18 protein-coding genes and 2 pseudogenes are annotated in these 25744 nt (G+C 60.5%); 16 read left to right on the forward strand and 4 right to left on the reverse strand.

Annotated features, from left to right (window positions below):
- Positions 1-92: 92 nt before the first annotated feature.
- A complete protein-coding gene (locus MTX21_RS15140; RefSeq protein WP_280965598.1) occupies positions 93-2480 on the forward strand; it encodes a tetratricopeptide repeat protein in 2388 nt (795 codons plus the stop codon).
- Between the two features lie 216 nt (positions 2481-2696).
- Here MTX21_RS15140 and MTX21_RS15145 read toward each other — a convergent pair whose 3' ends face one another.
- The gene (locus MTX21_RS15145; RefSeq protein ID WP_280971061.1) at positions 2697-3464 is read right to left on the reverse strand and encodes an outer membrane beta-barrel protein; all 768 of its coding nucleotides are present in this window, start codon (positions 3462-3464) and stop codon (positions 2697-2699) included.
- 526 nt (positions 3465-3990) lie between these two features.
- On the opposite strand from MTX21_RS15145, the gene MTX21_RS15150 reads away from it, so the two are divergent.
- Positions 3991-4377, forward strand: a complete 387-nt coding sequence (locus MTX21_RS15150) for a helix-turn-helix domain-containing protein (protein ID WP_280965599.1) — start codon at positions 3991-3993, stop codon at positions 4375-4377.
- Between the two features lie 176 nt (positions 4378-4553).
- Here MTX21_RS15150 and MTX21_RS15155 read toward each other — a convergent pair whose 3' ends face one another.
- Positions 4554-5936, reverse strand: coding sequence for a cation:dicarboxylase symporter family transporter (locus MTX21_RS15155; protein WP_280965600.1), 1383 nt, complete (start codon positions 5934-5936; stop codon positions 4554-4556).
- Between the two features lie 54 nt (positions 5937-5990).
- On the reverse strand, positions 5991-7076 hold the full coding sequence (locus MTX21_RS15160) for a 4-oxalomesaconate tautomerase (protein WP_280965601.1): 1086 nt from the start codon (positions 7074-7076) through the stop codon (positions 5991-5993).
- A gap of 90 nt (positions 7077-7166) precedes the next feature.
- On the opposite strand from MTX21_RS15160, the gene MTX21_RS15165 reads away from it, so the two are divergent.
- Complete coding sequence (locus tag MTX21_RS15165; protein WP_280965602.1) at positions 7167-8066, forward strand: LysR family transcriptional regulator; 900 nt, start codon at positions 7167-7169, stop codon at positions 8064-8066.
- 449 nt (positions 8067-8515) lie between these two features.
- Positions 8516-9886, forward strand: a complete 1371-nt coding sequence (locus MTX21_RS15170) for an integrase family protein (protein WP_280965603.1) — start codon at positions 8516-8518, stop codon at positions 9884-9886.
- A 639-nt stretch (positions 9887-10525) separates the two neighbouring features.
- Here MTX21_RS15170 and MTX21_RS15175 read toward each other — a convergent pair.
- Positions 10526-11386, reverse strand: a pseudogene (locus MTX21_RS15175) (LysR family transcriptional regulator); the annotation flags it as partial.
- A 140-nt stretch (positions 11387-11526) separates the two neighbouring features.
- On the opposite strand from MTX21_RS15175, the gene gcl reads away from it, so the two are divergent.
- From gcl to MTX21_RS15235, 12 genes and pseudogenes are all read left to right on the forward strand, one after another.
- Positions 11527-13302, forward strand: a complete 1776-nt coding sequence (gene gcl, locus MTX21_RS15180; RefSeq protein ID WP_280965604.1) for a glyoxylate carboligase — start codon at positions 11527-11529, stop codon at positions 13300-13302.
- 19 nt (positions 13303-13321) lie between these two features.
- Entirely contained in the window at positions 13322-14137 is an 816-nt protein-coding gene (hyi, locus tag MTX21_RS15185; protein ID WP_280971062.1) for a hydroxypyruvate isomerase, read from the forward strand.
- The gene (glxR, locus tag MTX21_RS15190; protein WP_280965605.1) at positions 14134-15018 is read left to right on the forward strand and encodes a 2-hydroxy-3-oxopropionate reductase; all 885 of its coding nucleotides are present in this window, start codon (positions 14134-14136) and stop codon (positions 15016-15018) included. Before hyi ends, glxR begins: the two co-directional genes overlap by 4 nt.
- A gap of 63 nt (positions 15019-15081) precedes the next feature.
- The gene (locus MTX21_RS15195) at positions 15082-16395 is read left to right on the forward strand and encodes a C4-dicarboxylate transporter DctA (RefSeq protein WP_280965606.1); all 1314 of its coding nucleotides are present in this window, start codon (positions 15082-15084) and stop codon (positions 16393-16395) included.
- Between the two features lie 77 nt (positions 16396-16472).
- The gene (locus MTX21_RS15200; RefSeq protein WP_280965607.1) at positions 16473-17300 is read left to right on the forward strand and encodes a transporter substrate-binding domain-containing protein; all 828 of its coding nucleotides are present in this window, start codon (positions 16473-16475) and stop codon (positions 17298-17300) included.
- A complete protein-coding gene (locus MTX21_RS15205) occupies positions 17297-18616 on the forward strand; it encodes a glycerate kinase (protein ID WP_280965608.1) in 1320 nt (439 codons plus the stop codon). Before MTX21_RS15200 ends, MTX21_RS15205 begins: the two co-directional genes overlap by 4 nt.
- A 113-nt stretch (positions 18617-18729) precedes the next feature.
- The gene (locus MTX21_RS15210; RefSeq protein WP_280965609.1) at positions 18730-19962 is read left to right on the forward strand and encodes an allantoate amidohydrolase; all 1233 of its coding nucleotides are present in this window, start codon (positions 18730-18732) and stop codon (positions 19960-19962) included.
- Complete coding sequence (locus MTX21_RS15215; protein ID WP_280965610.1) at positions 19959-21212, forward strand: M20/M25/M40 family metallo-hydrolase; 1254 nt, start codon at positions 19959-19961, stop codon at positions 21210-21212. The genes MTX21_RS15210 and MTX21_RS15215 overlap by 4 nt, the downstream gene beginning before the upstream one ends.
- 205 nt (positions 21213-21417) lie before the next feature.
- Entirely contained in the window at positions 21418-21654 is a 237-nt protein-coding gene (locus tag MTX21_RS15220; RefSeq protein WP_280965611.1) for a hypothetical protein, read from the forward strand.
- A 526-nt stretch (positions 21655-22180) separates the two neighbouring features.
- Positions 22181-23041 (forward strand): site-specific integrase, encoded by an 861-nt coding sequence (locus MTX21_RS15225; protein ID WP_128943944.1) that lies wholly within the window; start codon positions 22181-22183, stop codon positions 23039-23041.
- A gap of 6 nt (positions 23042-23047) precedes the next feature.
- Positions 23048-24229 (forward strand): IS91 family transposase, encoded by a 1182-nt coding sequence (locus tag MTX21_RS15230; protein ID WP_280970930.1) that lies wholly within the window; start codon positions 23048-23050, stop codon positions 24227-24229.
- A 389-nt stretch (positions 24230-24618) separates the two neighbouring features.
- Positions 24619-25405: pseudogene (locus MTX21_RS15235) on the forward strand (IS630 family transposase); the annotation flags it as partial.
- Positions 25406-25744 lie beyond the last annotated feature (339 nt).

Consider the following 25744-nt stretch of genomic DNA (forward strand, 5'->3'; position numbering starts at 1 on the left):
CAGTGCACTCGGGGGAAGCAGATTTGCCAAAATCCAAATCGGTCTCCGGTCGATCGCGTAAGCGCCCCAGACACGGCAGCGAGGAGAGCCGCGTGGCGCCGGGTCGAACGCTGCTCGATCGCCGCTGGGGCATCATCGCCCTGATCAGCGTTGTCCTGATTGTCGGAGGCGCCGTGTTTTGGCTGTCCGTCGCCGGTTCGTCCTTCGACCAGACGGCAGCCAAGGCGCCGCCTGCCGTCGCTAATTATGTTGGCAGCCAATCCTGCGCCGTTTGCCATCCGACCGAGACGGGCCTTTGGCAGCAATCGCAGCACAAGCTGGCGATGGCACATGCAACCGAAGCGACCGTTCTCGGCGACTTCAACGGCGTGACATTTGAACATTTTGGCGTGCGTAGCCGCTTTTTCCGCAAGGACGGCAAGTTCTTCGTCGAAACTGACGGGCCCGACGGAAACCTGGCCGAGTACGAAATCAAATACACATTCGGCGTCGATCCCCTTCAGCAATACCTGATCGAATTTCCCGACGGACGCCTGCAGGCGCTATCGATCGCGTGGGATGCGCGCCCCAAGGAAAAGGGAGGACAGCGCTGGTTTCATCTCTATCCCAACGAAAAGATCGATCACACGGACCCGCTTCACTGGACCCGGTTGAACCAAAACTGGAACTTCATGTGCAGCGAATGCCATTCCACCGGCGTTCGGAAGAACTACGATGCGTCCAAGGATCGGTTCAACACCACGTGGGCCGAGATAAGTGTGGGCTGCGAGACATGCCATGGACAGGGTTCGAACCATGTTGCCTGGGCCGCATCGCAGAAGAAGCTTTGGCCGTTCGGCAAATCGGACAGCGAGACGATGGGTCTTCTGGTCCGCTTTTCGGAGCGGTTGAACGCGTCCTGGTCGCTCGAAAAAGCTTCTTCCACGGCATCGCGCAACCCGCCGCCCGCAACGCTGCGAACGGAAGTCGAAACCTGCGGCCTCTGTCATGCCAGGCGGAGCCAGATCTCCGAAGACTGGATTCCCGGCCAGTGGCTATCCGAGACACATTTGGTTCTGCCTCTGTCGAGGGGTCTCTACCACGCCGACGGCCAAATGCTGGACGAGGTCTACAACTACGAATCATTCAAGCAGAGCAAGATGTTCGCCGCCGGCGTAACCTGCAGCAATTGTCACGACCCCCACAGCGGCAAAACGCGGCTGGCAGGAGACGGCGTTTGCCTGCAATGCCACGCCCCCGAGAAATTCGCCGCCGTATCCCATCACCATCATGCCGAAGCAAATCCCCCGCCGGCCTGCGCGTCGTGCCACATGCCCGTCCACACCTACATGGTCGTGGATTCCCGGCATGACCACAGCTTCCGTGTGCCCCGCCCTGACCTTTCCGTTCAGCTCGGCACCCCCAACGCCTGTAACGATTGCCATACAGACAAGACAGCGGAATGGGCAGCGGCCGCGATCGAGAAGTGGCACGGACCCGAGCGCAAGGGATTCCAAACCTACGGCCCGGCCTTCCACGCTGCCTGGACCGATGGCACCAACCCTGCGGCCTTGCTTGCCCATATTGCGGGCGACCAGCACAATCCCGGTTTCGCCCGCGCCGGGGCTCTCGCGGAGTTGAACGCTTATTTGTCTGCGGAAACAGTCAAGATCGCGAGTACGGCCCTTGGCGACTCCGACCCAATGGTTCGCATTGGTGCGCTCGACATGCTCGACGGCATGCCTCTACAACAGCTCTGGCCTATCGCCGGAAAGGCGCTTGCGGATCCGGTGCGAGGCGTCCGTATTCGCGCCGTTTCCCTGCTGGCGGGATTACCCGCCTCCTCGCAGCCGCCGGAGTATCGTGCACCATATGAGAAGGCTGTGGCGGAATTCACGGAAGCGCAAAGGCTGAACGCCGATCGTCCGGAAGGACGGACCAACCTTGGAAATCTTTTCGCGCGCGAAGGCCAATTGGATCGTGCCGAAGCAGAATACGTCGCAGCATTGCGCCTTAGCGGCGAGTATGTTCCGGCGACCATCAATCTCGCGGACCTCTATGCACGACAGAAGCGCGAGGATCGTGTTGAAGCCGTTTTGCGCAAGTCAATCGAGCAAGTTCCGCGGAATGCCGCCCTTCATCATGCGCTTGGCCTCTCATTTGTCCGTTCGCGACATCAGCAGGACGCATTGGAGGAGTTGCGCCTGGCCAGTGAACTCCAACCAGCCCAGGCGCGCTATGCATATGTCTATGCGGTCGCACTCAATTCGGCAGGTCGGGTTTCCGACGCGATACGGCAACTCGAAGAAAACGTCGCCCGTCACCCTTCGCATCGCGAGACTTTGGCCGCGCTGGTGACGATCAATCAGCGGGCCGGCGATCTGCCAAGCGCCCTGAAATACGCCGAGCAACTAGCGAAAATCATCCCGGACGATCCCAACATCACGCGCCTGGTCAAGGAATTGAGGGAGGCCGTCGCTAAGGCTCCGCGCCCAAATTGAAAGGCCGGCAATTCGCGGCGAAGATGACGTCGCGGCAACGCTTGCTCCGGAATGCTGCCTGGTCGTTGTGACGAATTGCGAGAAGCCGGCCCTTCGAAAGCCATCGATCAATTGAGCACGCCACAGCGGCACTTTGGCGCACAGGCCAACCAGACGATCCAAAAAACAAAGGCCGGCTGTGACAGCCGGCCTTTGCATGCATCGGGTGATCGGAAATCAGTATCGGGCTGCCACCGGAGCACCAACACCGCCCCAACCGAAGCGATAGTTCAGACGGAGCGTAACCATGTCGATGTCCTGGTCGACACGATTGATCGCTCCCGCGACAATCGGATTGACCACGGAGAACGAGTTGTTGTTATGCCCCATGAACAGGTGATCGTATTCGACGCCAACCGACCAGTTCGGCGTAAAGCCGTATTCGAAGCCGACACCGACGGTCGCACCCCACCGCGTCGAGTCGGCCGATGCGAGCGTCGTGCCTGTGGCGGTGTCCAGAATGCTAAAGGTGTTGCCGGTGACCGCAGCACCGCCCTTGACGTAGAGCAACGCGGCATTCCAGGCATAACCAATCTGCCCGGTGAAAAGGCCGATGCCGTCGGTTTTCACGCGCGTCGAGAAGGCAGGATTGATCAGGCTGACCCGCGTCCGGTTGAGATCCGCCCAGTCGCCCTGAGCTTCGAGACCGAAGACCCAACCAGCGGACTGCCACCGATAGCCGACCTGGCCACCGATCACGCCGCCTGAACGATCGCTACATGCATCGGCGACGATCGCACCACCGGCAGTGAGGAAATCCCAGCAATTGTGGCTGTTTGCCCAACCGCCGTTGGCGCCGATGTAGAAACCTGTCCAGTCATACACCGCGACCACCGGAGCGGGCGGAGCCTTGGTGTACGGCCGTGCGGCCAGATCGGCAGCGCTTGCGGGAGCCGACATCCCGATTGCCAAGGCGCCAATCGCGCCGACAAAGATTTTCTTCATCTCGCAGTATCCCTTCCGTTTTTGCTTTGCCGAAATGAGTCGCACCCCCAATCGCAACCTCCGCGAACATTTGTACCTGAATACGCTGTAGAGAGATGTCTCCGGGCCGCCACAGTCGGGCAAATTCGGAACGCCACGAAGCTCAGGCGAGGTGCTGGTGTGCCACGAACCGATCGACATGGAGGCGCCTCCGCCGGGCAGCGCTTTCATCGACAGGCCATTGATACATCGAAAGGATTTTCAGCTTGGTCACTGCTCTCCGCGGTGATCGCGGCTCAGCCGTGTCGGCCGCCCTAACCTAGCGCGATCCCTGCACGGCGGATTTTCTGGGAGCTCGGCGCTCGATCCAGGCATACCGCCGGGCAGCCGCACCCGAACGCGCAATGCTGGACACCCCTTCCCCCGCCTCGAGCAGGGGCACCACAGCGACTTCTTCGGCTCACTCCCGCATTTTCGCGGCTCGTTTGACGGCCTGGTCCTGAGACCGCGCGATCTGAGCGCGCCGATTTCGACGGCCGACCCGACGATGGCATTCTATGTCCGGCGCTATCTTGACGAGGTCGTTGCGCGGCCTGCCGTCATGATGGATGCCACTGTTCGCCAACTGATTTTCACGCTGCTCCCATCGGGTCGCTGCACCAGCGAGTTGGTGTCGCGTCATTTAGGGATCGATCGCCGCACTCTGACCCGGCGGCTGGCCGCGCGCGGTGCAACCTTCTCTGACATTCTCGCTGCTGTTCGCGTCGAACTGGTCCAGCGCCATATCAAGGTAGAAGGAAGGTCTCTCGCCGAGACTGCCCAACTTCTTGGCTTCTCCGGACTGCCGGCGTTTTCACGATGGTTTACGACGAACTTCGGTATGTCTGCATCGCATTGGCGTGCGGAGGATTCGGGACGAGGGCACAGGCCCTGAGCCGTACGCAGGCGTATGAACGATGGACAACGCTATCCAACTACTCTCCGAATGTTGCTGAGCAACTCCAAATCGCGGAGGCGCAACACACGATTCTTGCCGCGTGCTCTCCGCGCGAAGTTGTGTCGAGCGGAGGGCGCGCCGGTTGGATGCGGGATGTCTCGTCGTAGGCTGCTTCAGATCGATGAGGCGGAGACACCAGGCCGAAATGCGGGCTGCTCGTCGGTCTCGATCTCAATAGTTGCAGGCTTGGCGCTGGCTGACCCATTGAGCTCATTGTGGAGGCGTGCAAGATCGCACTCTCCCTCCCAGATTGCGATCGCAATGCAAGCGACTGCATTGCTCACCAGGCTGGTCAGCGCACGCGCTTCCGACAGGAAGCGATCGATGCCTGCAATGATGACGACGCCAGCGACCGGCAAGGTGTCCGGCATGGCCGCAAGTGTCGCCACCAGCGCCGCAAAGCCGCTTCCCGTGACGCCGGCGGCTCCCTTCGAGGTAAGCAGCATCACGAAGATCATCGACATGATCTGCCAATTCGAGAGGTGGACATCCATAGCCTGCGCCAGAAACAGCGAGGCGAGCGTCAGGTAGATTGCCGTGCCATCCAGGTTGAATGAATAACCGAGCGGCAGCGTCAATCCGACTGACCCCTTGCTGCAACCGAGCCGCTCCAGCTTGTACAGGAGCGCCGGCAGCACGGGCTCGGTGGAGGAGGTGCCGAGTACGACCAGCAGCTCCTCGCGGATGTAGCGCAGCAGCTTGAACAGGCTGAGGCCATTGATGCGGGCGAGCAACCACAGCGCTCCAAAAACGAAAATCCCGCAAGCCACGTAGAGCGTCAGAATCAGCAGGCCAAGATTTCCGATGGTGCGAATGCCGTTCTTTGCGACGATGAACGCGATGGCGCCAAATGCACCAAGAGGCGCCAGCTTCATCAGGAAACTGAAGGCAGCGAACAGCGCCCTGGAGAATGATTCGAGGCCGCGCAGAAACGGTTCTCCCGCGCCCCCGATCTTGCGGAGCCCAAAGCCAGTGATGATCGCAATGAACAGTACGGGGAGCACCTCGCCTTCTGCAAACGGAGTGAAGAAGCTGCGCGGGATGACATGCAACAGCATCTCGACGGCGTCGAGCTTCTTCGCTGATCTTGCGTACCGTGCGGCCTCCGTCGGATCGATCGCGTGAACGTCAATGTGCAGACCTACGCCCGGCTGCAGCGCTTCGACCGAGATCAGGCCGACGAACAGCGCAACCGCCGTCAACACGTAAAACAGTGCCATGGCCTTCAGCAACGTCGAACCGACACTTCGTTCGCGCCCAATGCCGGCAATACCGAGCACGATCGTGCAGAACACGACCGGCACGATCATCATTTTGACGACCTTGACGAAACCATCTCCGAGCGGCTTCACGAGGACTCCGGCCTCTGGAACGAAGTGCCCCAGCAGAATGCCGCCGGTCACCCCCACGAGCACCTGGAAGTAGAGCGTCTGATAGAATCTGTTGGACTTATCCCTTCCATCTGTCGCTGCACGAGCTACCTGCATGGTCTGCATGTTGCCTCCCAATTTGCATTATTTGTTAGCGAGCGGGCTTTTCGCCCTGTCGGTTCAGGCTGCAGCCAGCGGCACGGCGGCCTGCGGGAGGCGGGCAAACACTGCGCCTTCGAAGATCCGCCTCGCCGTGCGGACGACTGATACGGTGGGCACCTTCGCTCCTTCGGCCCAGGAGAGTTCGAGCTCCATCTGACCTGACGGATGCTCAATCTTGACAGTGGTCGGAAGCCCATTGCTAACAAACGCGTGGGCGACTGAGCCAGGAATGGCGCACGCCGTTGCCAGCGCGACGGCGCCGGTCACCGCAAATGTCCTATGACAGGCATGCGGCATGAAGTATCGGGCGGAGACGGTGCCGCCATGTAGCGCCGGCGCAATCAGAACGGGCTTAGGGATGACGAGCCCGGGTAACAGCCCCATGCGTACGGCGGCCGCACGCCTCACCGCTTCGAGCCGAGTCATGAACGCGCGATCCGCATCAAGTTCGCTCGGCCGCTCCAGCCCGCTCTTGCCAAGATCTTCCGCCCGCATGATCAGGAGAGGTGTCGCGGCGTCGATGCAGGTGATCGGCACATTCTCCACCACGTCGGTAGCGCTGCCCGTTGGCAGCAGGAGCCCGGTCTTGGATCCGGCTGCATCAAGGAAAGTGAGATGGATTGGCGCGGCGCCGCCGGGCACGCCGTCGATACTCGTTGCGCCCTCATAGGTGACGGCGCCTTCGGGCGTCTGCACGGTCGCCGCAACCAGTTTGCCGGTGTTCACATTGTGGATGCGAACCGTCGTGCGCCCGTCCCGAGCACGTACAAGGCCTTGCTCTATGGCAAAAGGAGCGACTGCCGACAGCATGTTGCCGCAGTTGGGTGAGGTGTCCACCGCGCATTCGGCGACTTTTACCTGGGCAAACAGGTAGTCGACGTCAGCATCGGGATGCGTCGATGGCCCTACGATGGCAACCTTGCTGGTCAGCGGACTACCACCGCCGATGCCGTCGATCTGCAACTCATGTCCGGCGCCGAGCGCGGAGATCAGCAGTTGATCGCGTTCGGCGACATTGCTCGGAAGGTCGGTCGCCAGAAAGAACGGTCCTCTCGATGTGCCGCCACGCATCAGGACGCAGGGAACGCGAACGGAACGAAGCATGGCAGCGAAATCCTTCGGCTGGTTTGCGTCTAGACCCTGGCGGAAGACCTCTTTGTTGTGAAATGCAAAGATTTGGATTATTGATGCGCAATGCGCATCAATTTCGAGCTGCTCGACATTCGTGCCTTCCTGGCGGTCCTCGACCTGGGCAGCTTTAGCAAGGCAGCCAACTCCTTGAACCTATCGCAGCCGGCGCTGTCGCGGCGCATTCAGTCGCTCGAGGGAGCCATCGGGGCTCCTCTGCTTGAGCGCACCACGCGGCATGTTGCACCGACTGCAGTCGGCCAATCGCTGGCGCCGTTGATGCGGCGCCTGCTCGATGAGTTTGAGGAGTCCCTCCTCGGCACGACCGGCGCCGCCGCTCGCCAGACCGGGCAGATCACGCTCGCCTGCGTTCCAACAGCAGTGTTCTATTTCCTGCCGAAGGCCATCGAGCAGTTCAACGCCCGCTTTCCTCACATCCGATTCCGGATTCTCGACCTCTCGGCAAATGAGGGGCTGGCAAGCGTGGCAAACGGCGAAGCCGAGTTCGGCATCAATCTGACCGGCAGTACGGACCCCGATCTCAGCTTTACTCCGCTGCTGGACGATCCGTTCGTGCTGGCCTGCCGGCGCGACCACGCTCTGGCGACCAAGCGTCGCCTGACCTGGAAAGACCTCGAAGACGAAATCCTGATCGGCGTGAGCCGCGCGAGCGGCAATCGTCTGATCCTCGAAGCGGCGTTGATGAAATCAAAGGTGCGGCTCAACTTTCATTTCGAAGTCAATCACCTCACCACCTCGTTAGGCCTGGTCGAACGCGGGCTCGGCGTGTCCGTGTTGCCAAAGCTGGCGACGCCACCGCCCGGACACCCCATCATCGTAACAAGATCGATTGGCGAACCTGAGATCAAACGCACGATCGGCATTGTCGAGCGGCGCGCTGCGCGCCTCTCCCCAGCAGCCCAACGCTTCCGCGATATGCTGGTTGCCACCTGGCAGCGCGGATAGGCCGTAGCTTAGTCGCACATTCAAGGGATCGCGCTGGCTCCGGCTCTGCAGCGGGGCGATACCCTGCAACTGCGCGCTGTATCGAATGGGGTGAAGATACAGAAACAAAGGCAAGCCGGACGGCAATCCGGCCGCGCGACGTCCGCCGCAAAAAAACGTCGCAAGAGACCCGTTTTGTTCTCGATGAGCTTTCGGCGACCTATTGAGGAAGGACGCCTTCGCGATGGTGGGCGCACCAGGGCTCGAACCTGGGACCCGCTGATTAAGAGTTCAAGCCCATCCCTTCTCTGCAGTTTCCAAATGCACGCCGCGCTACGACGAACATTCGATAGGCCCTTTGTTTATAGGAGTTTCTCGCATAGCTTCGCGCTCCGTCGAACTTAAACCTCCAAATAGCTCAATCCGCCAACACCGTTTGAAAACCGTTTTGGCGGGCCTGGACTCTCGTAATGACCGATATTCGAATTTCTCTCACCGACAAGGCAATCGCTCAACTACCCGCCCCGAAGGAAGGCTGGTACCTGGCTCGTGATACAGAATTGAAAGGCTTTTTCGTAGTTATCGGAAAGCGACGCAGGACCTTTACCGTCCAAGGCGACCTTAGGCAGGGAGGCAAGCGGGCTTCATCCATTAGGGTTTCCATTGGCGATGCTAGTGAGATGTCGACCCGAGCTGCGCGCGCCACTGCCAAAGAGTACTTGGCCCAGATTAGCCGCGGACGGCACCCGAAGAACGACAAACAAGCCTACGGAGCGCATCCCGCTCCGGCGATGGCAATTGGCGGGACAGTCGCGAGCATCACTCTCAAGCAGGCCTGGGAGCGGTATCTCGAGGCTCATCTGATGCGGAAGAACCGCAGCGAAAAGACCATCGAGGGCTACCGCGACCACGTCGATCGCATTTTTGCAGAATGGCTCGACACCACACTCCATGAGCTCGCGACCGATCCGGCTCGGGTGGCCAAGAAGCACGACGAGGTCACAAGGGAGAACGGGCCGTACATGGCCAATGGCAGCATGCGGACCCTGCGAGCCATCTATAATCATGCTCGGAAGACGAACAGGTCGTTGCCGTCAGATAACCCAGCCGATGCGGTCGACTGGAATGTCGAGGAGCGCCGCAACACTGGGATGGGATCGGCCGACCTGAAAGGCTGGTTTGCGCAGCTCGCCGCCCTCAACAACCCCGTGCGTAGAGAGTTCCACCTCTTCACTCTCCTTTGCGGTTCTCGGCCTACTGCGCTCCAGGAAGCCAAGCCAGAACACATCGATTTTCGGCGCCGCACGCTGCACATTCCCAAACCAAAGGGCGGCAGGAAGAAGGCCTTCGATATTCCGCTGTCACGTCAGATGATCCTCTGCCTCATCCGCGCAATCCGGTTCGGTAGACAGATGTATCCTCTGCAAACACGAGCGTGGGTGTTTCCAGCCGACAGCGCGTCGGGGCATTTAGCGGAAACCAAGGAGGACCGGGAAATGCTATCGAAATGGGGCAACGACCTCCGTCAAACCTTCCGTACGATTGCAACCGCAGCCGGCGTATCCGAAGTCGACGCCAAGCTCTTGATGAACCATGCCATTCCCGGAGTAAACGCGGGCTACATTACGCGGCACAAGCTTCTCGAAGATCATCTGCGCGGCCAGCAGCAGGCGATCAGCAGCGCGGTATTTGCCGCTTTGAGCGCATCGATTGCCCAAGATCATGAGTTGCAGGATTGGCTCGGGAGAGGCGCGTACCGGCGTGCAACCCGTGGCACCATTTCCGGGGGGAAGCAGGGTGTGGTCCGATCCGTTGCCCAAATGGAGCAAGGATCGATCTGAGGCTCAGCGCGTTTGAGTTCGGCGCGTTATATGGGCCTGTGAATCGGTCCAGTCCATCATGGGCGCCGCGGCAAATTTCCAGTCTAAACCATTCATTTCATTGATCTATTTTGACTCCGATCGATCCTTCATGTGATTGGACCGACTGAGGAATTTGGTCTGATCAAGCTTCAGCAGATTGCGTCTTCTAGGATCATATGGGTCTGGATTGGAAGCGAAAATCGGGCTTTCGGATTCTCAGTGCACACGTCGTGCACACGAGAACCCGCTTGCACACTACTCCCGCGCAACGTGCATCAGCGGCGCTACACTCTAATTGAGGATCATTCACGGACAAGCGTCGGATTCTTGATCGCGGCCCTTGGTTGCGCGGGCGAGCTTTCCCCACACCAACACGAACCTGCGATATCGTCTCCAATAAGGAGAGCACTGCAAGCGCGCTGTTCGGCAAATCGTAGAAAGGCGGCCAAATTCTTACTACCCGCTAACTCGTACCCGACCGAGACGTCGCTTTTTCCGAACAACGCCTTCTTCGTGCTTGCCGGTATGTGGCAGGTCGTCACTACTATTCCTGTTCGCCCGACTCTTTGCATCCTTGGCTGCGACCACCCCAAGTGATGGGGCTGCCGGCAGCAGCTCACGTGCAAGCTCGACAAATCTTGCCACAACAGGATTGCCGTCCGGCCGGAAGACCATTTTCACGTCGGCCGCCGGCGCGGGCTCACGGAGGGGGCGATAGATGACGCCTCGCCGCGAAAGGTGGCGAACGCTCTCCGGCACCAGCGCCACACCCAGACCGCCGGCGACAAGACTTGTCAACGAATAGGCCTCGACCACTTGCTGGCTTATGCGCGGGATGAATCCCGCCTCGACACAGCAGTCGCGAAGGTACTGAGCAAATCGCGAATCCTCGAGACGAAGAAACACGTGGTCGTCATTGCGCAGATCTGCGAGACGCAAGCGATCGCGCCTGGATAGAGGGTGACCTCTTGGAAGAGCGACCCAAACCTGCTCCCGCCAGGCGACTTCGGTGACGAGTTCGGGATCCTCCGTCGGGCTTCGAAGAAAACTGATGTCGGTCTTTCGGGCGTGCAGGGACTCGAGTTGGGCAAGCGGCGCCATCTCATGCAGCCGCACCATTACTTCGGGATGTTGCCTGCTATAGGCGGCGATGATTGAGGTGAGCGGGCCCAGCAGCACGGAGCCGGTGGCGCCGATGTCAAGCTTGCCACTCTTGCCCGAGCCGATCGCTTGCGTCTGTTCGACGGCCTGCCCGACCTGGCCCAATATCGATCGTGTGTGGTCAAGGAACGCAACCCCGGCCGGAGTCAGCTCGACCCTGCGGCTGGTGCGCAGAAAGAGCGTAGTCTTCAACTCGGTTTCGAGATCTTGGATCTGCTGGCTGAGCGGGGGCTGCGAAATCCGCAATCGAGCGGCCGCTGCCGTAAAACTCAACTCCTCGGCAACGACGAGGAAATAGCGAAGGTGGCGAAGCTCCACGTCGACCTCAAGTCGATATGAAATGCATATAGATCAAGTCGAACAATATATTGGACGACTTGATAGTCAAGTGCAAGGCTTGCTGTCACGCCCCAGCGATAACAAGAACAACAACGGGAGGCGAATAACGGGAGGAAATGATGCCGAAGATGACCGCGGCAGCAGCGGCGGTGCGCGTCATGGAGAAGGAAGGCGTCCGATGCGCCTTCGGCGTACCCGGGGCTGCTATCAATCCGCTTTACGCCGCCCTACGCCCTCGCAACGAGATCAAACACTTTCTCGCCCGGCACGTCGAAGGTGCCTCGCACATGGCCGAGGGCTACACGCGGGCAAGGCCGGGTAACATCGGAGTATGCATCGGCACCTCAGGCCCAGCCGGAACCGATATGATCACCGGTCTCTACTCCGCGTGGGCGGATTCCATCCCAATCCTCTGCATCACCGGACAGGCGCCGCGTGCCCGCCTCCACAAAGAGGACTTTCAGGCGGTAGACATCGAGTCGATCGCCAAGCCGGTGACAAAATGGGCCGTCACGGTGCGGGAGCCTGCGCTTGTGCCACGGGCTTTCCAACAGGCATTTCACCTGATGCGCTCTGGCCGTCCCGGGCCTGTGCTGATTGATCTTCCCTTCGACGTGCAGATGGGCGAGGTGGAATTCGACATCGAAACGTACGAGCCACTGGCAGTCTATAAGCCGGCGGCCACACCGGCGCAGATCGAGAAAGCACTCACGATGCTGAACGCGTCGCAGCGCCCGCTCATTGTTGCGGGCGGCGGCATTATCAATGCGGACGCTTGCTCGCTGCTCGTCGAATTCGCCGAGATCATGGGTGTCCCGGTCGTCCCAACTCTCATGGGCTGGGGTTCGATTCCGGACGACCATGCGCTGATGGTCGGCATGGTCGGTCTACAGACCGCACATCAGTACGGGAACGCAACGCTAATTGCTTCAGATTTCGTTCTCGGGATCGGCAATCGCTGGGCCAATCGGCATACCGGTTCGATCGATGTCTATACCGAGGGCCGGACGTTTGTTCACGTTGACATCGAGCCCACCCAGATCGGCCGCGTCTTCGCACCCGATTACGGCATCGTGTCGGATGCAAAAGCAGCGCTCGAGCTGTTCGTCGCGATCGCCCGCGAGTGGAAAGCGTCCGGCCGGCTCAAGGATCGGACGAATTGGGTCGCAGAGTGCCGGGAGCGCAAGCGCACGATGCTGCGCCGCACGCATTTTGACGACGTGCCGCTCAAGCCGCAACGCGTCTATGAGGAGATGAACAAGGCATTCGGGCGGGACACCTGCTATGTCAGCACGATTGGCCTCTCCCAGATCGCTGCCGCCCAATTCCTGCACGTCTATCACCCGCGCCATTGGATCAATTGCGGTCAGGCAGGCCCTCTCGGCTGGACCATTCCGGCAGCGCTAGGTGTGCGAGCGGCCGATCCAGATCGAAGCATTGTCGCGATCTCCGGCGATTACGACTTCCAATTCATGATGGAGGAGCTGGCGGTTGGCGCCCATTTCAAGCTGCCCTATCTGCATGTCGTCGTGAACAATTCGTACCTCGGCCTGATCCGACAATCGCAGCGCGGTTTCAATATGGATCACTGTGTGCAGCTGTCGTTCGAGAACATCAACTCGCCTGAGGTCAACGGCTACGGTGTCGATCATGTCGCAGTCGCCCACGGCCTCGGCTGCAAGGCGATCCGAGTTTTCCGCCCAGAGCAAATTCAGCCCGCCTTTGATCAAGCAAAGGTATGGATGGAGGAATGCAAGGTTCCGGTTGTGGTGGAATTCATCCTCGAACGCATCACAAACGTCTCCATGGGTACGGAGATCAATGCAATTACCGAGTTCGAGGAATTGGCCAAAGACAAGGCGGACGCTCCCACGGCAATCGCATTGTTGGACTGAACAAACAGGCGAGGACTCCATGCCTAAATTCGCGGCTAATCTCACCATGCTCTACAATGAGTATCCGTTCTTGGATCGCTTCGCCGCCGCTCGCGCTGACGGCTTTGCGGCCGTCGAATTCCTGTTTCCTTACGCGTACCCCAAAGAGCAGATCGCGGAAACACTTCAGCAAAATTTGCTCAAACAAGTGCTGCACAACCTGCCGGCCGGCAACTGGGAGGCCGGCGAGCGCGGCATTGCCTGCCTGCCTGATCGCACCGGCGAATTCCAGGAGGGCGTCGGCCGCGCGATCGAATATGCGACGGCGCTTGCCTGTCCGCAGGTGAATTGCTTGACCGGGATCGCACCGCCTGGCGCCGATCCCGATCGCGTACGCGCGACCCTGGTCGAAAACCTGAAATTCGCGGCGGACAAGCTGGAAGCGGCCGGCATTCGTCTGCTGATCGAGCCGATCAATGATAAGGACATTCCGGGCTTTTGGCTGAACTATGCAGACCAGGCGGTTGCGCTTGTCGATGAGCTCGGGTCGAGGAACGTATTCGTCCAATACGACCTGTACCACCAGCAGCGAATGAGTGGCGAACTCGCCGCCACATTCCGACGCCTGAAAGATCGCATCGCCCACATTCAGGTTGCTGATAATCCCGGACGCAACGAGCCCGGAACGGGAGAGATCAACTACCCCTTCCTCTTCGATCAGCTCGACTGCGATCGATACATCGGCTGGATCGGCTGCGAGTATAAGCCGAAGACCACGACTTCGGCCGGTCTCGGCTGGGCGGCGGCTTATCTGCGACGTGGATCCGATGTTCCGCAACAAGGAGTCAGCACATGAAGGTGGGTTTTATCGGTCTCGGGATCATGGGCGCGCCAATGGCCGGGCACCTCATCAAGGGCGGCCATGACCTATTTCTCAACACCCGTACAAAGGTGCCAGACGATCTCATCGCGGTCGGCGGCACCGCCTGCGCATCGGCTACAGAGGTTGCCCGAAAGGCCGATGTGATCATCACCATGGTTCCGGACACGCCGGACGTCGAAGCCGTACTGTTCGGCAAAGGCGGCGTTGCGGAAGGCCTCTCGAAGGGCAAGATCGTCGTCGATATGAGTTCGATCTCGCCGCTCGAGACGAAGCGTTTCGCCGAAAAGATACGGGCGCTTGGTTGCGACTATCTGGATGCGCCGGTTTCCGGCGGTGAAGTAGGCGCCAAAGCGGCGTCATTGACAATCATGGTTGGCGGATCTCCGACCGCGTTCGAGCGGGTGAAGCCGCTGTTCGAGCTCATGGGAAAAAATGTCACGCTCGTTGGCGGCAACGGTGACGGCCAGACGACGAAAGTCGCGAACCAGATCATTGTGGCGCTCACGATCGAGGCCGTCGGCGAGGCGTTGTTGTTCGCTGCCAAAGCGGGCGCCAATCCGGCAAATGTGCGCAAGGCGCTCACGGGCGGCTTCGCCTCCTCGCGCATTCTCGAGGTGCACGGCGAACGCATGCTCCAACGGCGATTCGACCCGGGCTTTCGCATCGAATTGCATCAGAAGGACCTGAACCTTGCCCTGCAGGGCGCCAAGGCACTGAAACTCAGCCTGCCGAACACGGCGACATGCCAGGAGCTGTTCAATGCCTGCACGGCCCATGGCGGCTCGGCGTGGGATCATTCAGCCATGGTGCGCGCGCTGGAGATCATGGCGAACCACGAGATCAGCACCGGCTAACGACTGACAAGCCACAGTAGCGTGATGGACGCCATCAGACAAAGGCGGACGGGAGGAGCCAAGATGTCATTCTTCAAATCGCTATTCGGTCAAGTCGTCGTCGCGCTCGTTCTCGGGATCGTTCTCGGGATCGCGTGGCCGGACTTCGCGGTTTCGCTGAAACCGCTCGGCGACGGCTTTATCAAGCTCATCAAGATGGTCATCGCCCCGCTGGTGTTCGGCGTGGTGGTCCATGGAATCGTGGGCGCCGGCGACTTGAGGAAGGTCGGGCGCGTCGGCATCAAGGCCATCCTGTACTTCGAGGTTGTCACGACGATCGCGCTCTTTCTCGGCATCCTGCTGGCCTATGCGCTCGAGCCCGGCGTCGGCATGAATATCGATCCGAGCTCGCTCGATCCGAAGGCCATGGCCTCCTATACGCAACATGTCGGCCAGGTCACGGGCACCGTCGATTTCCTGCTCCGGATCATTCCGACCACTGTAGTGGACGCCTTCTCTAAGGGCGACATCTTACAGGTGCTCGTGATCTCGATCATGTTCGGGGCAGGCCTGGCCTTGCTTGGCGAATATGGCGAGCCTCTGGCCCACTCGATCGAGCGTATTACCCGTGTTCTCTTCAAGGTCATTGGCTTCATCGTGAAGCTCGCGCCCTTAGGCGTTCTCGGCGCGATCGCATTCACGGTGGGCAAGTACGGCATCGGATCGCTCAAGCAGCTCGGTTATCTGGTCCTGCTGTTCTACGTGACAGTGACGATCTTCGTGGTCGTGGTCCTCGGCGTGATCATGCAGCTCGTCGGTCTCAGCATCTTCAAATTTCTCCGCTATTTGCGAGAAGAGTTGATGATCGTGCTCGGCACCGCGTCATCTGACAGCGTGCTGCCGCAGGTCATGCGCAAATTGGAGGCACTCGGAATCAAGGACTCGACCGTCGGTCTCGTCATTCCGACAGGTTACTCGTTCAATCTCGACGGGTTTTCGATCTATCTCACGCTGGCAGCGGTCTTCATTGCGCAGGCGACGAATACCCCGCTTTCGATCACCGATCTTCTGTTGATCCTGGGCGTCTCCCTGCTCACGTCCAAGGGGGCCCACGGAGTGCCGGGTTCCGCCATCGTCGTACTGGCGGCGACGCTCTCGGCCATTCCGGTCATTCCGGCGATCGGGCTTGTGCTCGTACTCTCGGTCGACTGGTTCATGGGCATGGCGCGTGCGCTCTCGAACCTGATCGGTAATTGCGTTGCGACGGTCGTGATCGCGGCCTGGGAGGGCGACATTGATCGTCGGCAGGCAAAGCGTGTGCTCAACGGCGAGATCAGGGTGTCGACCGAAGAGGTGCTGGCTGCACCAGCCGAGGTCATCAAGCCTGCGACGGCCTGACGACTGATTACACTGATGGGGCGGGACCTCGTGTCGACGATCAAGGGGAGCGATTGAGCCGCGCAACTTAAGATTGGATGGCGGCAATTGTCTCGGAGGCGAACATGCACGCAATGAACAAAGTTCGGTTAGCCGGTTTGCTGGGCGCGTTCATGTCGGTTCTTTGCTGGATGCCAGGACCGGCGCTGGCTGACGATCTCGACCGCATTATCGAGACCGGTCTTGTCAGGATTGCGGTGCCGCAGGACCTGCCGCCCTTCGGCTCGATCCAGAACGGTCAGGTCGAAGGTTACGACGTGGATGTCGCAAGACTTGTCGCCACCGACCTCGGCGTGCGCTTGCAGTTGGTCCCGGTCACCAGCGTCAACCGCATTCCCGCATTGCTGACCGAAAGGGTCGATCTGGTCATCGCCAATCTGGGAATCTCTCCTGACCGGGCTAAGACAATTTCCTTCTCGACGCCATACGCGCCGTTCTTCTCCGGCGTGTTTGGCGCGCCTGACCTTGTCGTGAAAGATCCTGCCGATCTGCAAGGAAGAAAGACCGCAGTGACCCGCGATACGATCGAGGATCGCGACCTCACAAAGATCGCGCCGCAAAGCGCGGAGATCGTGCGCTTCGACGATAACGATGCGACCATCTCCGCGTTTCTGTCCGGCAAAGCCGATTTGATCGCAACTGGCAATGTCGTGGTGGCCGCCCTACTGAAGCAGAATCCGCAGAAAAGGATCGAGGCGAAATTCCGTATCAAGCAATCGCCCGCGGGCATCGGCCTGCGGCGCGGCGCACCCGAGCTTCTCAATTGGGTGAGCGTCTTCGTGTTCCAGAGAAAGCTCAACGGAGACCTTGACCGCTTGTCGCGCCAGTGGTTCGGCGAGCCGCTGCCGGAGCTGCCGATCCTATGAATGCGGCCGCCACCAGCGTTGCACTCATGCCGCCATGCGACCTATTGCGGGCGATGTTCGACGCGGCGATCAAGGTCGCTCTACCGGAGCACACGATCTCGCCGCACCTGCCGCCAAAGCCGAAGGGCCGCACCATTGTGGTCGGGGCCGGCAAGGCATCGGCTGCGATGGCGAAGGCCGTGGAAGACCTCTGGTCAGGGCCGATCGAGGGACTGGCTGTGACCCGCTATGGGCACGCTGCGCCATGCCGGCGGATCGAGATCGTCGAAGCCGCTCACCCCGTTCCTGATGCCAAGGGCGAGCACGCCGCTCGGCGCATTCTCGACCTCGTCTCGGGTCTCACCAAGGACGATGTTGTGCTTGTGCTCATCTCGGGCGGCGGCTCGGCGCTGTTGGCCCTCCCTGCTCCCGGGCTCACGCTCGAGGACAAGCAGGCTATCAACAGCGCCCTGCTGCGTTCGGGCGCCTCGATCGACGAGATGAATTGCGTGCGCAAACACCTTTCGGCCATCAAGGGCGGCCGGCTCGCCGCCGCCGCACACCCAGCACGGGTCGTGACATTGCTTATCTCCGACGTACCAGGAGATGATTCATCCGTCATCGCCTCGGGTCCGACCGTGCCGGATCCGACGACGTTCTCCGATGCACTTGCCGTCCTGCGCAAATACCACATTGATGAGCCACGCGCGGCGGTTACGCATCTCGCGGCGGCGGCCGACGAGACGCCGAAGCCTCGTGACCCGCGGCTTGCTGGCGCCAAGACCGTCATGATTGCGACGCCGCAACACTCATTGGAGGCTGCCGCGGAGATTGCCAGCTCAGCCGGGTTCACGCCCCTCATTCTCGGTAATGCGATCGAGGGGGAGGCACGGGATGTCGGCAAAGTCATGGCTGGAATCGCGCGCCAAGTTGTCGGTTACGGGCAGCCTGCGGCCTCGCCGTGCGCCTTGCTTTCCGGGGGCGAAACCACCGTCACGATACGAGGAAGCGGGCGCGGCGGCCGCAACGTCGAATTCCTACTTTCGCTCGCGATCGCGCTCGACGGCTTACCCGGCGTGTTTGCGATTGCGGGCGACACTGACGGCGTCGACGGCACCGAGGAGATCGCGGGCGCGCTTGTTACGCCGGATACGCTCGCCCGCGCTCGCGCCAAGGACATCGATCCCAAGGCGAGCCTTGCCAATAACGACGGCCATGGCTTCTTCGAGGCGCTTGGCGATCAGATCGTGACCGGCCCGACGCTCACCAACGTCAATGATTTTCGCGCCGTCTTGATCACCAATCCGGCGGCGAAGACATCGGCAGGGCATCGATAATCATTGTGAAAATCCGCGCAATGCGGCTCTCGAGGGATGGCACGAGTATGACGAGGACCGGATCTGGAGCATTCAGAGGCGAACGAGATGGCCCTACGCCCGGCGCGGCGCTCATGAGGAGGCTCGATGAGCTCGCCGAGTTCTCGAGCGAAAAGAATGCGCTCACTCGGCTCTATCTCTCGCCGGAGTACAAGGCCGCCGCCCTGCAGGCCATGGCCTGGATGTCCGAGGCCGGCATGACGACCATGATCGATGCCGTTGGTAACGTCGTTGGTCGGTATGATGGCCAGGTCCCCGACAAGCCGGCGCTGCTATTGGGCTCACACATAGATACTGTCCGCAACGCCGGCAAATATGACGGCAATCTCGGTGTGCTCGTCGCCATCGCGGCTGTGGCGGAGCTCAATCGCGCGGGCGAGCGTCTGGCGTTCCCCATCGAGGTGATCGCCTTCGGCAATGAAGAGGGTGTGCGCTTTCCGGTGGCGCTCACCGGCTCTCGCACCGTGGCCGGTGCCCTCGATCCGGCCGAACTGGACGCTGAGGATGAGCAAGGCATCAGCGTGCGAGTGGCCCTTCAGCACTTTGGCTGCAATCCGTTCGATATTCCCTCGATCCCACGCCGGAGAGACGACGTGCTCGCCTACGTGGAGATCCACATCGAGCAGGGCCCCGTGTTGGAGAGCGAGGAACTGCCGGTCGGAGTGGTCACGGCGATCAACGGTGCAGGTCGGTTTGAAATCGACGTCGGGGGGCACGCCGGTCATGCCGGCACCGTGCCGATGGGCCTCCGCAAGGACGCGCTTGCCGCCGCATCTGAGATGATTCTCGCCATCGAGCGGCGCGCGGCTGGGACTCCAAATTTGGTCGCAACCGTTGGTCGGATCGAAGTCCAACCTAGTGCCGTGAACGTCATTCCCGAGCGGGCTTGCTTCACAATGGATATCAGGGCTCCTGCCGACGCGGACCGCGTGACAGCAATCCATGATCTCGAACGCGAGTTAAGAGCGATTGCGGTTCGCCGAGGCGTGGCACTTGAAATGAAGCAGACCTATGAAGCGGCTGCGGCTACCTGCGCGCCCTGGCTGATTGAGCAACTCGCAGCCTCAATCACGCGGGCCGGGATCAAGGTTCTCCGGCTACCGAGCGGAGCGGGTCATGACGGGCTCGCAATGACTGCCCTGTGTCCGATCGGAATGGTATTCGTGCGCTGCAGGGGCGGCATCAGTCACAACCCGGCTGAATCGATCACGGTCGAAGATGCAGATGTTGCTCTGCGCGTGACCCTTGATTTTCTGCGGCATCTTGAGCCGGCCGGCGCCGCCCACCAAGACGGAGACCTGCGATGACAAGGATCGGACTCGTCGCGAACGAGAGCCTTCGCAGCAACATTCGCACGTACCTCGAGAGCCAGCGTCAAGCGCAAACGAGATTCCTCGCCGAGCTCGTCAAGGTACCGTCGGACAATCCTCCCGGTGATTGCGTACATCATGGAGAGCGCGCTGCCGAGCTTCTGGAGGAACTGGGGTTCCTGGTCGAACGTCATAGGGTCCCTGAGACCCTGGTGCGAAGCAACGGTATGATCAGTGTCACTAACTTGATCGTGCGCAGGCGCTTTGGCGACGGACCCATTGTGGCACTCAACGCCCACGGCGACGTCGTGCCTCCCGGCGAAGGCTGGACCAGGGACCCGTATGGCGCCACCGTGATGGAAGGCTGGATGTATGGTCGCGGAGCGGCCGTCTCAAAATCCGACTTCGCTACCTACGCTTTCGCGCTGCGAGCGCTTGAGGTCTCGGGGGTGCCGCTTGCCGGGACGGTCGAACTCCACTTCACTTACGATGAGGAGGCCGGCGGCGAGATCGGCCCGAAGTGGCTCCTGGACCAGGGATTGACGAAGCCGGACCATGCGATTGCTGCCGGCTTTTCCTATGCCGTCGTGACCGCCCATAACGGTTGCCTTCATCTTGAAGTGACTGTCCACGGGCGGTCGGCCCATGCCGCGATGCCATACACCGGCGTTGATGCTCTCGAAGCAGCCAATCACGTGCTCGCGCAGCTCTATGAGTGGCGACGCTCGCTGCGCGACCGCATTTCAGCAATCCCGGGGATCGGCTCGCCGCAGCTGACCGTGGGTCTCATCAGCGGCGGCATCAATACGAATGTGGTGCCCGACCGCATTACTTTCCGGCTCGACCGGCGCATGATTCCGGAGGAGGATCCCGTCACCGTCGAACAGGAACTTCAGGAGTTGATTGCCAAAGCGGCTTGTGCGTACCCGCAAGCTGAGGTCGAGGTCAGGCGCATTCTCTTGGCCGAGCCTCTAAAACCTCTGCCGGGCACCGAGCGGTTGGCGCAAATGTTGTGCGGCCATGCAAGCGACGTCATGGGCGAGCCAATTTCGTCAAAGGGTGTCCCGCTATATACCGACGCCCGCCACTATGCAGCGGCGGGGGTACCTATCGTGCTGTTTGGTGCGGGCCCGCGCACCATCGAAGAGGCCAACGCCCACCGCGCCGACGAGCGGTTGCCTTTGCCGGATCTGTTCAAGGCCACGGAAGTCGTTGCCCTCACCTTGGTTGATCTGTTGAGGGCGTGAAGCCATCGAAGGCGTGAGGTCCTCAACTTGGTCACTGTTTCGGAACGACCCTTAACCGACCAGCGCATGATGGGGCCATGGAGGAAATCGATTAAGAGATGGCGACCCACATTGCGCCGGATCGAGAACGGGAATTTCGCCGAGGACCAGGAACGCGACATTGCCGCCACTAGTTCGCGCATGCTCAGATGTCACGGAGCAAGCAATGAAGGCAACGCGATATTTCTTCAATTTCACCGGCGAGGGACGAACTCTCGTTGATGAAGGCGGAGTCGAACTCGACAATTTCGAGCAAGTGAAAGCCTACGCCTCAAAGCGAGCGGCAGTGCTCAGAGAGAATGCATATATGGTCGAGGACTGGACGGAATGGCATGTCGAAATCTTGGATTCGTCCTTCCGAGTCGTTTTGACGTTGCCGCTGACGGAGTGCGTGTCCGGGTAACCACGGGTTTGCGGTTGGCGCTTTTCCGCATTCACGTCCGCCGGACCACTCAGGGTCCTGCTTGCCGTTCTCCAGTGGCCAAACTCCGCTTTTGGCCAACAATTCGGTCTTATTTCAAGGCTGAGGATCCTTATTGTTTGGGCGGTTTGACAACATGGAAGGGCCAGTAGTGCCCTCCCCGTCTTACCTCCAGCTGCACTCGAACTTATCACTCTTGCCGAGAATGCTCGCAAAGATCGGCTGCGTGCGGCAGGTTTGCGCCAGCGGCGGCCAACACAGATACGGGCACTCGTAGCGGTTCAAAGGTTACCGTCTTAAGAAGCGGCGACAGGAAATGATAACCGAGCGGGAAAACTCGCAGAGCTCGTAGGAAATCGCAGGATAACTAGAGCATGTTGTTTTTGACTGGAATCGGGATTGAACGAAGCCGCTGGCGCGGCATGTAGGGAGGCGTAGCAAGGATTGCCTCCTGTCTGAGAGGATTGCGGGTTTTCGAAGCCCAACCCTTTAGACAGGAGGTTTTCCGATGGCTGAGATCAGCCCACTTCGCCGCCGCATGATCGAGGACATGACGGTCCGCAATCTGTCACCGGCGACGCAGCAATCCTACCTCAACGCCGTAGCGAAGTTGAGCCGATATTTCGGTCGTTCTCCTGACCGCCTCGACCTGGAGGATATCCGTGCCTTCCAGGTTCATCTGGTTGCGACGGGGATGTCCTGGCCGGCGCTGAACCAGATCGTTTGCGCACTGCGGTTCTTCTACGGTGTGACCCTTGGTCATGACACCGTTCCGGAGCGCATCGCCTATGCGCGTAAACCGCGCAAACTGCCGGTCGTGCTGAGCGCCGACGAGGTCGTGCGCTTCCTGGAAGCAATCCCAAGCCTCAAGAGCCGTACCGCGCTGACCACCGTCTATGCCGCAGGCTTGCGCGTATCGGAAGTGGTCCTCTTGAAGGTTGTCGACATTGATAGCCAACGGATGTTGATCCGGGTCGAGCACGGCAAGGGCGGCAAGGACCGTTACGTTATGCTCTCGCCGCAGCTTTTGAGGATTCTGCGGACGTATTGGCGGCTCACTCGGCCAAAGCGATGGCTGTTTCCCGGCCGAGACGACGAGCGTCCGCTCGTCCCCAACGTGCTGCACGCCGCCTGCCGTTCAGCCTGCGCTGCGGCCGGCTTGAGCAAGTCGGTGACAGTGCATACGCTGCGGCACACATTCGCGACCCATCTCCTGGAGAACGGGGCCGACGTGCGCATCATCCAGGTGCTGCTCGGTCATGCCAGTCTGGCCAGCACGGCGCGCTATACCCAAGTCGCCACCAAGACCATCAGCAATACGCCAAGTCCGCTTGACCGGCTCCGCCTGGAGGTCGTGCCGCCCGGCTGAGCGGACCTGATGGCTCCGGTTCTGGAAGTGGCGGATATCTTCCGCCGCCACGGCGAAGCGTTTCGGCAAGCCCGTGCCGAGCATCTGGGCCGCGTCGAGCGGCGCGTCATGGGCGCGATCACGGCATGCCGGACGGCTGTGCTCGGCGGCCACGTCGAGCAGTGCGATGACTGCGGCGCCACACGCATTGCCTACAACTCCTGTCGCAATCGGCATTGCCCGAAGTGCCAGGGCGCGGCGCGCGCGCAATGGCTCGCCGAACGGCAAGCCGAACTCCTTCCCGTACCGTATTTCCACGTCGTCTTCACCCTGCCGGCCCCCGCCGGAGAGATCGCCTTCCAGAACAAGGCCGTCGTCTACGCCATCCTGTTCCGCTGCGCGGCCGAGACGCTCGCCACCATCGCGGCCGACCCCAAGCATCTCGGCGCTCAGCTCGGCGTGACCGCCGTCCTCCACACCTGGGGCCAGACCCTGCAACACCATCCGCATCTCCACTGCGTCGTGCCCGGCGGTGGACCCTCGCTCGACGGCACACGCTGGGTCGCTTGCCGGCCCGGCTTCTTCCTGCCAGTACGCGTCCTCTCCCGGTTGTTCCGCCGCCTGTTTCTGCAAGAGCTGCAAGCTGCCTTCGCGGCTGGCCAGTTGGGTTTCTTTGGCGATCTCGCGCATCTGGCGGATCCCGCCGCGTTCACCCAACGCCTCGCTCAACTCCGACGGACCGACTGGGTCGTCTATGCCAAGCCGCCATTCGGCGGCCCCGAACAGGTGCTGGCTTATCTCGGCCGCTATACGCATCGCGTCGCCATCGCCAACAGCCGGCTGATCTCGCTTGCCGACGGCAAGGTCAGCTTTTCCTGGAAGGACTATCGGCAGAATCGCAAAGCCAAAGTGATGACGCTTAATGCCGATGAGTTCATTCGTCGCTTTCTCCTGCACACCCTGCCGGACGGCTTCCACCGCATCCGCCACTATGGTTTCCTCGCCAATGGCGGACGCAGCGATAAAATCGCCTTCTGCCGTCAACTCCTTACTGTCCGCAACCCTCCGACTGATCAAGAAGCCGGCGACGATCCCCTCACCAAATGGAAGATCCCCGTCTGCCCGCATTGTGGCGGCACCATGCGGCGCGTCGATGTCGTCCCGCGAGCCTGCGCCCGCGACCATCCGTTTCGTTGTGATACGTCATGACCAGCGCCTGCACCATCCACCTCCTCTGTGATCACCTTCGCGGTGGCAACGTCCGAAGTCGCCGCGGCCGCGCTCGTCACCGAACACCACGCCAATCGTTCGGCAACGCATCCCAGCGCAGCAAGTCGCTCGCTGGATCGCGCCCTTGGCCCTATCAAACGGGCTGCTCACATCCGATGAATGTCTCGCCGACGCGCGGCGACCACAGGAGCGCCTTCCCAGCAGCCGCACCCGCTGCACTATTCCCATAGCGCCCACAACTCCGCAGCTTCGTTCAATCCGGCTTCTATGAGGTCGCACGCACGACAGAGCGCGCGGCTCGCGCCTGCCACGCGACCTCACAGAACCCTCAAGATTCCCAGAGCGGGCGATTTCTGATTCAACCTCCACCCGGTCAGATCGGCGGCCACAAGAAGCGGGTTCTGTCGGATGCCAACGCCGACTGGCTGCGCAAGCGCATTCGCTCGGGGCCATTACTTTACGCAAGCTGACGCAGGAGCTGGCTGCACGCGGGATCAAGACAGACGTGCGGGCGGTGTGGACTTTTGTTCACACCGAGGGACTCAGCTTCAAAAAAACGCTTCTCCCAGCCGAGCAGGATCGCTCCGACGTCGCCCGTAAGCGGACCCGCTGGAAAGCACATCAAGGCAGGATCGACATCGCGCGGTTGGTTTTTATCGACTCGACGTGGATCAAAACCAATATGGCGCCGCTACGTGGCTGGGGACCCTCTGGGCAGCGCCTCCAAGCATCTGCACCTTTCGGCCATTGGAAGACCATGACCTTCATCGCGGCGCTGCGTCACGATCGGATCAGCGCACCTTGGGTGATTGATGGTCCCATCAACGGTGAGCTTTTCACGCTATACGTCGAAAAAGTATTGGCACCCACCCTCGCACCAGGCGAGATCGTCATTCTCGACAATCTTGGCAGCCACAAGGGCAAAGCGGCTCGCCAAGCCATCCGCGCCAGAGGCGCCCACGTATCTTCCTGCCGGCCTATAGCCCTGACCTCAACCCGATCGAGCAGGTCTTCGCCAAACTCAAACACCTCATGCGAGCTGCGGAACCTCGTGACGTGGAGGCAACCTGACGAAAGGTCGGTGAACTCCTCGATCTCTTCACCAAGGAGGAGTGCACCAACTACTTCAAAAACTCAGGCTATGTTTCCGTGTAAAAACATCATGCTCTAGCGGGGGAGCGACTCGAACCCCCGACATCATTCTTTGTCCTTACTGTAACCCGCAGAACTCTTCGCGGATGAGCCGGTCGCCGGTAAGCGCCCTGCCCTTGCGACCCAGCTCTCCCAGACATCCAAACTTCCGCGGATCTCACATACCGAAAGAGCGACGATTTGCACTTGCTCTCAATAGATTTTTATTGATCTCCCAGTGCACACGTCGTGCACACGACGCCTTCTAACCGCTTGAAAAACCAGAACTCTCGCTCCAATCCATCATGAGCAAGCTTAAGCTAGCTCCAGCAACCTAGGTCCAACTAGATCCCGCTCACAATG

The organism is Bradyrhizobium sp. ISRA430 (assembly GCF_029909975.1).
Taxonomy (GTDB): Bacteria; Pseudomonadota; Alphaproteobacteria; order Rhizobiales; family Xanthobacteraceae; genus Bradyrhizobium.